Genomic DNA, 7,614 nt, shown 5'->3' on the forward strand with positions numbered 1-7,614 from the left:
CGGCCGTTCGATCCCATCAGGAGCAAGCAATGACTTCAGTGTTCGACCGTGACGACATCCAGTTCCAGGTAGTGGTCAACCATGAGGAGCAGTATTCCATCTGGCCGGAATACAAGGAGATTCCCCAGGGCTGGCGGGCGGCCGGCAAGAGCGGCCTGAAGAAGGACTGCCTGGCCTACATCGAGGAAGTCTGGACCGACATGCGCCCGCTGAGCCTGCGCCAGCACATGGACAAGGCGGCCGGCTGAGTGGGCGGTACGCCCGTACGGCTGTTCTGCCTGCCGTATTCCGGCGCCAGCGCCATGACCTACAGCCGCTGGCGGCGCAAGCTGCCGGCCTGGCTGGCGGTGCGTCCGGTGGAGTTGCCGGGGCGCGGGGCGCGGATGGCCGAGCCGTTGCAGACCGACCTGGCGAGCCTGGCGCAGCAACTGGCGCGCGAGCTGCACGACGAGGTCCGCCAGGGCCCCTACGCGATGCTCGGCCACAGCCTCGGCGCCTTGCTCGCCTGCGAGGTGCTGTATGCCTTGCGCGAGCTGGGTTGCCCGACGCCGCTGGGGTTCTTCGCCTGCGGCACCGCGGCGCCGTCGCGACGCGCCGAGTATGACCGCGGTTTCGCCGAACCGAAGAGCGACGCCGAGCTGATCGCCGACCTGCGCGACCTGCAAGGTACGCCGGAAGAGGTGCTGGGCAACCGCGAGCTGATGAGCCTGACCCTGCCGATCCTGCGCGCCGATTTCCTGCTCTGCGGCAGCTATCGTCACCAGCGGCGCCCGCCGCTGGCCTGTCCGATCCGAACGCTTGGCGGCAGGGAGGACAAGGCCAGCGAGGAACAGTTGCTGGCCTGGGCCGAGGAAACCCGCAGCGGTTTCGAACTGGAACTGTTCGACGGCGGGCACTTCTTCATCCATCAGCGCGAGGCCGAGGTGCTGGCGGTCGTCGAGCGCCAGGTCGAGGCCTGGCGCGCGGGGCAGGGCGCCGCGGCGTTGGCGGTGGAGTCGGCGGCGATCTGCTGATGCCCGCGAGGGCGCCATAGGCCCTGCGGCGGGTCCGATGTTGACGAAAAAAAGGCCGGGGAGCAGCGCTCCCCGGCCTTTTTCGTTACGAGGCGCGGCTCAGCCTTGACCGGCCAGCAGCCCTTCGACTATCGCTTTCATGTCGCTTTCCAGGCCGGCCACCGGGTCCGCCGCCTCGGTGTCCACCACTACCAGGCGTGCGCCGCTGGCGGCGATGGCATCGGCGAGGGGCTTGGGTGGCTGGCGATGGTGCAGGACCAGGGCGATATCCTCGCTCTTCAGCTCCTCGGCGAAAGCCTGGATATTGGTCTCGGTCCAGCCGTCGTCGGCCTGGATCTCCACGTCCAGCGGGTCCAGGTTGAGCCCGGCGAGCAGGTAGCCGAGGCGTTCGGAGAGGCTGATCACGCTGAGGTTGTCGGCCTTCGCCAGGCGAGTCTCGTTACTGGCGGTCGCTTCCAGCAATTGCTTCTTCAGCGTCGCCAGGTTGGCCTGGATGGTCGCTGCGGCGCCGGGCGCCAGGCGTTCCAGGTCGCTGGCGAGGACATCGGCCATGCGCCCCAGGTTGGTCGGGTTGAGCCAGGGGTAGGCATGCAGGTCGCTGCCGGGGCGCAGGGCGATGCCGGGCAGGGCGCCGTCCACCGGACGCGCGGCGTCGATCTCGACGATACGGATATTGCTACGGCGGGCCAGCGGGTAGAGCGGGTCGTCGCTCCAGATCGAGCGCAGGTCGATCACCGCGTCGGCCTGCCCGGCGGCCTTGGCCAGGCCGCCGGCGCCGCGCCCGGCGAAGAACGAGGCCTGGCGGCTGGCCGGCAGGTTGGCCGGGGCGACCCGTTGCAGCTTGACCTCGGTGTCCCGCAGCAGGCGTTCGGCGAGGGCGTGGGTGACCGGCAGGCTGGCCAGTACCGTGACTGGCGCGGACTGGGCCGCGGCCGGCGTCGCGGCGAGGGCCGGGAGCGGGCCGGCGAGTCCGGCGCAAGCCAGGGCCAGGGCGAGGCAATGGGGTTTCAGGTTCATCCGGGGGTTCCTTTCAGGTGCGGCAGGCAGCCGCGAGCGATGGCGGCGAGGCCGAAGGCCAGGCCGGCGACCAGGATGATCGCGGCGCCGGAGGGAATCGGCAGGTCGAACATGATCGGCAACAGGATACCGGCCAGCGTGCTGACGGTGGCGATCAGCACCGCCAGCCAGAAGAACCCTTTCAGCGACTGGCTGACCAGGCGCGCCGCCGCCGCCGGGATCACCAGCAGGGCTCCGACCAGGATCGCGCCGATCACTTTCACCGCGGCGACGGTGACCAGGGTCACCAGGGCCACGAACAGGTAGTCCAGGCTCTTCACCGCGACCCCGCGCACCGCCGCCAGTTGCGGGTTGAAGCTGGCCAGCATGATGCGGTTGTACAGCGGCAGGGCCAGGCACGGCACCAGCACGGCGACCGCCGCCAGCACCGCGAGGTCATGGCCGTTCACGGTCAGCACCGAGCCGAACAGCACGTTCTCGAGGATATGCACGTTGATCTTGCCCGCCAGCACCAGCAGCAGGCTGGCGCCGAGCGCCAGGGACACCGAGAGGAACACCCCGATCAGGGTGTCCGGGGCCAGGCCGGTGCGGTTGCGCAGGTAGTTGAGCAGGACGCCGAACAGCAGGCAGTAGCCGAACAGGCTGCCGTAGGGCCCGGTGTAGGGCTCGCCGAGGAGGATGCCGATGGCCACGCCGGTGAGCGCGGCGTGGCCGACCGCCTCGGAGAAGAAGGCGAAGCGCTTGACCACCACCAGGGTGCCGAGGCCGCCGAGCACCGGGCCGATCAGCAGGCCGGCGAGGAGCGCGTTGACGACGAAGCCGTAGGCCAGGGTCTCCGGCAGGTAGCCGGCGGCGGCCCAGGCCTGGACGGCCTGGCGCAGTTGTTCGTAGGCGTCGTTCATCGGCTGGCCTCCGCGTTCTTCCGGGGCTGGGTGGAGAACAGCGTGAGCAGGCGTTCCGGGGTCAGGCTGCTGGCCGCCGGACCGTCGAACAGCAGGTGGCGGTTGAGACCGCTGACCCGGTCGGCGAGGCGGCCGACGGCCTCCAGGTCGTGCTCGATCCAGAGCACGGTGACGCCGGCCTGGCGCCAGTCCAGCAGCAGCCGCTCGAAGACCTGGATGCCGCCCTCGTCGAGGGCCGACATCGGTTCGTCCAGCACCAGCAGTTGCGGCGGCGGTACCAGGCCCTGCGCCAGCAGCACGCGCTGGCGCTCGCCGCCGGAGAGGGCGCCCATGCGCCGACCGCGCTTGGCCAGCATGCCGACTCGTTCCAGGGCTGCGTCGATCGCCGGGCGCCGGCTGCGCGACAGGCCGAGGAAGGCCGGACGGCGCTGGCACATGGCAGCCATGAAATCGTCGACGGTGAGCGGCAGGCCGCGGTCGAACTCCAGCGCCTGCGGCACGTAGCCGATGCAGCCGGGCGCGCCGGGCCACTCCAGGCGCAGCTCGCCGCGATGCGGCATCTGCCCGAGCAGGGTCTTGACCAGCGAACTCTTGCCGCCGCCGTTCGGCCCGACCAGCGCGTGCACGCTGCCGGCCTCGACGCGCAGGCGCACGCCATCGAGGATGCGGCTGCCGCCGAGGCTCAGGTCGATCCCGGCGAAGTCGATGGCCGGCCCGCAAGGCGTGGCGCAAAGCCGTTCGGCCACGGTCATGCGCCGGACTCCTGGATGGCGCGGACCACGGTGTCGAGGTTGCGCGCCATTTCTTCCTCGTACTTGCCGGCGCTGTAGTCGCCATAGGAAATGTGCGACAGCGAATAGAGCTTCACCCCGGACTCGCGCTGGATGGTCTCGACGTAGGTGGAGGGGAAGTCGATCTCGGAGAAGATCACCTTCACGTCCAGCGCCTTGAGCTGGTCGATGGTCTTCTTCAACTGGCTCGGACTCGGCTCGATGCCGTGGGCCGGCTCGACCACGGCGGTGACTTCCAGGCCGAATTCGCGCAGCAGGTAGTCGTAGGCGCCGTGGATGGTGGCGACGCGGAAGTCGGCGGCCGGGGCCTTGTTCAGCCGCGCCAGGGCGTCGGCGCGCAGGGCCCGCAGGCGCTTGGCGTAGGCCCGGGCGTTGCGGGTGTAGGCCTTGGCGTTGGCCGGGTCGAGCTTGCCCAGTTCGCGGGCGATGGTGTTGACCTGGGTGATCGAGGCGCTGATGGACAGGAAGGTGTGCGGGTTGACCACCTTGCCGGCGCCGCGCGCGGCCATGCCAGTGGCGGCCAGCAGCGGCACCTTGGCGTTGGCCTCGATCACCGGGATGCCGGGCTTTTCGCTGGAGGCGATCATGCGCTCGGCGAAATCGTCGTGGCCGACGCCGTTGAGCACCACCACGTCGAGCGTGCCGATGCGCTTGATGTCCTCGGCGCGCGGCTCGTAGGCATGCGGGTTGAAACCGGCGGGGATCAGCGGCACCACCTCGGCCTTGTCGCCGACGATGTTGCTCACGTAGCTGTAGTAGGGATGCAGGGTGATGCCGATGCGCAGGCGTTTGCCGTCTTCGGCCTGGGCCAGCGGGGCGAGCAGGGCCAGCAGCAGGGCGGCCAGCAGGGCACGGCCCGGGAGGAGGGCGGCGAGGCCGCGCGGACGGGATGAGCGACGGGAGAACAGCATGGAAAAACGCCTTCTGTGGAGTCGATGTGCGATCAATGGCGGTGCTGACGGGTCACGCCGGCGTCGAAGCGGCTGACCACCTGGCGCCAGCCGGCGTCAGCCAGGGCGAGGGCGTCGCCCGGTACGGCGCCGGCAGCGGCCGCGGCGGGCTTCAGCCAGACTTCGGCGGGGCCGAGCAGCAGGAGAAACGAGCCGGCCACCCCGGGCTTGCCGCTGACGCCCAGGTAGCTCGGACGCCCGGCGGTTTCGCTGTAGCTCCAGCGGTGCTCGCCGCGGCTGCTCGCGGCGACGTCGGCGACGAAGGGCGGGAAGCCCTCGGCGGCCAGTTCGTCGACGGAAGGCGCGGCTTCGCCGTCGTCCAGGCGCGCCTGGATGTCTTCGGCGGCGACCTGCAGGTCGGCGTAGATGCCCTGTTCGGCGGCATTCAGGTCGAGCCGGGCGTCCACCTGGTGGGCGTCCAGGGCTTGCGCTTCATGGGACTGCTGGCGCAGCCCGACCACCGTGGCGGCGAGGGCCAGGATCAGCACACTGCCGAGCAGTACGTAGAGGGTCTCGTGGCCGGCGCCGGCCGGGCGGACGGTTTCGACGCTCATGGCGCGGCGATGTCGGCGTGGTCGATTTCCACCACGTGGCCGGGGCCGGCGTCGAACAGCACGTAGAACTCGCCGTCGGGACGCTTGAAGGTCAGGGTCGAGTCGGCGCCGAGCTTGCCGGGAACCAGGATCTGCTCGTCGTAGCCGATCACGTCGAGGGTTACGCCGGGGGCGCCGCTGCCGTCGGAGAAGCCGCCCTTGCAGCGGATCTCGCCGGCCTGCACTTCCTCGCATTCGCAGATCGGGTTGTGCGCCAGGGCCGCGCCGCTCAGGCCGAGCAACAGGGCGGCCAGGGGCAGGCGCCAGGGGCGGGTGTGGATGCTCATTGCTTACCTCGTTTGTTCAGCCAGGCCACGGTGGCGGGGGATGCCTCGGCCAGGGGAATGGAAGCCTGGTGCATGGAGCCGTCCCAACCTTCCATGGTGATCCACAGCTCGGCGTCGGGCCGGGTGCGCGGCGGGATCGGCACGCTGGTGCCCATGCGGTAGGGGCTGCCGAAGAAGATCACCCCGGCGGCACGCAGGCTGCGCGGCTTGCCGATGCGCAGGTAGGTCGCCTTGACCTGGGGAATGCAGGCCTGGCAGAGGGCGGCATTGAAGTCCTTCATGAAGCCGGCGGGGCCTTCGTCGTGCGGCGGTTCGATACGCATTTCCGCCAGGCGCAGGCTCCAGGGGCCGACCTGGATCTCGCCCGCCTCTCGTTCGCCGAGGCCGCTGGTGCCGCGGAACAGTGCGACGTCGGCGAAATAACGCGGCATGAAACCGAGCGGGATCAGGATCAGCAGAACATTCAGGTGGAAACGCCAGCGCAGCCAGAACTGGCGCAGCGGCGAAACGGGCTGGGCAACGGCGGCCTTGCTCATGGCTGTCCCTCCGCGGTCTGGTTGGCCATTACCGGCGCCGGCTTGGCCGGTTTCGGCTGGCGTGCCGGGCGCTTGCCGCGCTTGACCAGCGCGGCGGTGGCCTGTGCGGTGCGCTTGCTCCAGATCAGCAGGCCGCTGAGCACCATCATGCTCAGCAGCAGGCCGAAGACGAACCAGATCAGCTTGACCCAGATGCCGCCGAAATCGCCGGTGTGCAGGGGGCGCATGGATTCGGTGACGAACTCCAGCGGGGTGCGGTCGCCGAGCAGGCGGGAAGACTCGATCCTGCCGTTGTAGGGATTGATCGCTGCCGACTGGTACATCAGCGGGTACCAGCCGCGGCCATAGACATAGAGCGGGCTGTAGGCGTTGCCTGGGAGGAACAGCCCGCTGGCTTCCAAGCCGGAAATGTCCCGAGTGGCGATGCGCACGGCCTCGTCGAGGTCGATCTGCACAGCCGGCTGGCCGGAAGGCGAGAGCGGCACCTCGCTGCGGGCGATGACCGGCGGCGGGCCTTCGCTGGAGAGAGTGATGTGATTGTCGGCGAGGATCGCCTGGATCAGGAACCAGGTGCCGGTGATGGAGATCACGGCGATGAACCAGATCGACCAGATGCCGCTCAGGCGGTGGAAATCCCCCCAGAAGATGCGCGCGCCCTGGCTGATGCGCAGGCGTGGTCTGAAGAAACCCTTCCAGAATCGTTTATAGACCACCAGACCGGTGACCAGCGAGGCCAACATCGGCAGTCCGAGTAGCGAGACCAGGTACCAGCCCCAGCTGTAGCCGTTATCGAACGGCATCAGCCACCAGCCGTGCAGGGCGCGGGTGAACTGGCGGAAATCGAAGTGAGGGCTCTTGCCCTGGATGGCACCTGTGTAGGGATTCACGTAGAGCGCAGCGCTGCTGCCGTCGGGATGGCTGACATCCACGGTCAGGGCGAAGTGGGACTCGTCGGGGCGTTCGATCGATTCGACCTTCAGCTCGGGCCGGGCCTGATTGATGCTGGCGAGGACTTGGCTGTAGCTCAGCGGTTCGGCGGAGTCGCTTGGCTTGCTGGCACGGATTTCCGGGTTGGCCAGCCAGACGATCTCCTGGCTGACCACCGCCAGGGTGCCGGTGAGGCAGACGATCAGGACGAAGAACCAGATGGGCAGGGCCAGCCAGCTGTGGACGAGGAACCAGAGTCTGGAGCGGGACTTTTTCGACATGAGGCTAACGGTAGGTTAGGGGTCGTGGGCACCGACCATGGGTTGCGGAGACTGGATACGCCCCGTTCATCCATATAGGACGAATGAGCCGCGCAGAACCTGAAAGGGAAGATGAAAGCAAATGTTTCGCAAAAGCTTTCGTGCTCCTCGCGAGGGATTTCTTCGTCATTTGCCTAAGCGCCTGATGGCTATGCAAAAAACCGATCGGCCAAGGTGCGACCGGAAGTCGCTGTCCGGTTAATTTTCACGATGTGTCGTCCGTTTCACATGAATGACCGAGCCCCGCGCTCGTTGCCCATGTGCACGGAAGAAGACCG

10 protein-coding genes are annotated in these 7,614 nt (G+C 68.5%); 2 read left to right on the forward strand and 8 right to left on the reverse strand.

The window, feature by feature from the left end; translation table 11 throughout:
* Positions 1-29: 29 nt before the first annotated feature.
* Positions 30-248: an MbtH family protein gene (locus AC1RB9_RS13320; RefSeq protein WP_003089636.1), complete on the forward strand. Its 219-nt coding sequence runs from the start codon at positions 30-32 to the stop codon at positions 246-248.
* Entirely contained in the window at positions 249-1,013 is a 765-nt protein-coding gene (locus AC1RB9_RS13325; protein ID WP_003105945.1) for a thioesterase II family protein, read from the forward strand.
* A gap of 99 nt (positions 1,014-1,112) precedes the next feature.
* Here the strand turns inward: AC1RB9_RS13325 and AC1RB9_RS13330 are convergent, their stop codons facing one another.
* Genes AC1RB9_RS13330 through AC1RB9_RS13365 form a run of 8 tightly spaced genes read right to left on the reverse strand, consistent with a single transcriptional unit; the run spans position 1,113 to position 7,297 of the window.
* Positions 1,113-2,030, reverse strand: coding sequence for a metal ABC transporter solute-binding protein, Zn/Mn family (locus AC1RB9_RS13330; protein WP_003116922.1), 918 nt, complete (start codon positions 2,028-2,030; stop codon positions 1,113-1,115).
* Positions 2,027-2,932, reverse strand: coding sequence for a metal ABC transporter permease (locus AC1RB9_RS13335; RefSeq protein WP_003106903.1), 906 nt, complete (start codon positions 2,930-2,932; stop codon positions 2,027-2,029). The genes AC1RB9_RS13330 and AC1RB9_RS13335 overlap by 4 nt, the downstream gene beginning before the upstream one ends.
* Positions 2,929-3,684, reverse strand: a complete 756-nt coding sequence (locus AC1RB9_RS13340) for a metal ABC transporter ATP-binding protein (RefSeq protein ID WP_003116923.1) — start codon at positions 3,682-3,684, stop codon at positions 2,929-2,931. The genes AC1RB9_RS13335 and AC1RB9_RS13340 overlap by 4 nt, the downstream gene beginning before the upstream one ends.
* On the reverse strand, positions 3,681-4,634 hold the full coding sequence (locus tag AC1RB9_RS13345; RefSeq protein WP_003113055.1) for a metal ABC transporter substrate-binding protein: 954 nt from the start codon (positions 4,632-4,634) through the stop codon (positions 3,681-3,683). Before AC1RB9_RS13345 ends, AC1RB9_RS13340 begins: the two co-directional genes overlap by 4 nt.
* Before the next feature lie 32 nt (positions 4,635-4,666).
* The gene (locus tag AC1RB9_RS13350) at positions 4,667-5,227 is read right to left on the reverse strand and encodes a DUF6162 family protein (protein WP_003451061.1); all 561 of its coding nucleotides are present in this window, start codon (positions 5,225-5,227) and stop codon (positions 4,667-4,669) included.
* A complete protein-coding gene (locus AC1RB9_RS13355; protein WP_003089624.1) occupies positions 5,224-5,553 on the reverse strand; it encodes a hypothetical protein in 330 nt (109 codons plus the stop codon). Before AC1RB9_RS13355 ends, AC1RB9_RS13350 begins: the two co-directional genes overlap by 4 nt.
* Positions 5,550-6,089 carry a hypothetical protein gene (locus AC1RB9_RS13360; RefSeq protein WP_003089621.1) on the reverse strand — a complete coding sequence of 180 codons (540 nt, stop codon included), beginning with the start codon at positions 6,087-6,089 and terminating at the stop codon, positions 5,550-5,552. Before AC1RB9_RS13360 ends, AC1RB9_RS13355 begins: the two co-directional genes overlap by 4 nt.
* Complete coding sequence (locus AC1RB9_RS13365) at positions 6,086-7,297, reverse strand: PepSY-associated TM helix domain-containing protein (protein ID WP_003122362.1); 1,212 nt, start codon at positions 7,295-7,297, stop codon at positions 6,086-6,088. Before AC1RB9_RS13365 ends, AC1RB9_RS13360 begins: the two co-directional genes overlap by 4 nt.
* Positions 7,298-7,614 lie beyond the last annotated feature (317 nt).

This window comes from Pseudomonas sp. 20-5 (assembly GCF_056782835.1).

Excerpts from the sequence above, each read along its gene's own strand:
- AC1RB9_RS13320 (WP_003089636.1), top strand. The coding sequence starts at position 30 with ATGACTTCAGTGTTCGACCGTGACGACATCCAGTTCCAGGTAGTGGTC.
- AC1RB9_RS13330 (WP_003116922.1), bottom strand. The coding sequence starts at position 2,030 with ATGAACCTGAAACCCCATTGCCTCGCCCTGGCCCTGGCTTGCGCCGGA.
- AC1RB9_RS13335 (WP_003106903.1), bottom strand. The coding sequence starts at position 2,932 with ATGAACGACGCCTACGAACAACTGCGCCAGGCCGTCCAGGCCTGGGCC.
- AC1RB9_RS13340 (WP_003116923.1), bottom strand. The coding sequence starts at position 3,684 with ATGACCGTGGCCGAACGGCTTTGCGCCACGCCTTGCGGGCCGGCCATC.
- AC1RB9_RS13345 (WP_003113055.1), bottom strand. The coding sequence starts at position 4,634 with ATGCTGTTCTCCCGTCGCTCATCCCGTCCGCGCGGCCTCGCCGCCCTC.
- AC1RB9_RS13350 (WP_003451061.1), bottom strand. The coding sequence starts at position 5,227 with ATGAGCGTCGAAACCGTCCGCCCGGCCGGCGCCGGCCACGAGACCCTC.
- AC1RB9_RS13355 (WP_003089624.1), bottom strand. The coding sequence starts at position 5,553 with ATGAGCATCCACACCCGCCCCTGGCGCCTGCCCCTGGCCGCCCTGTTG.
- AC1RB9_RS13360 (WP_003089621.1), bottom strand. The coding sequence starts at position 6,089 with ATGAGCAAGGCCGCCGTTGCCCAGCCCGTTTCGCCGCTGCGCCAGTTC.
- AC1RB9_RS13365 (WP_003122362.1), bottom strand. The coding sequence starts at position 7,297 with ATGTCGAAAAAGTCCCGCTCCAGACTCTGGTTCCTCGTCCACAGCTGG.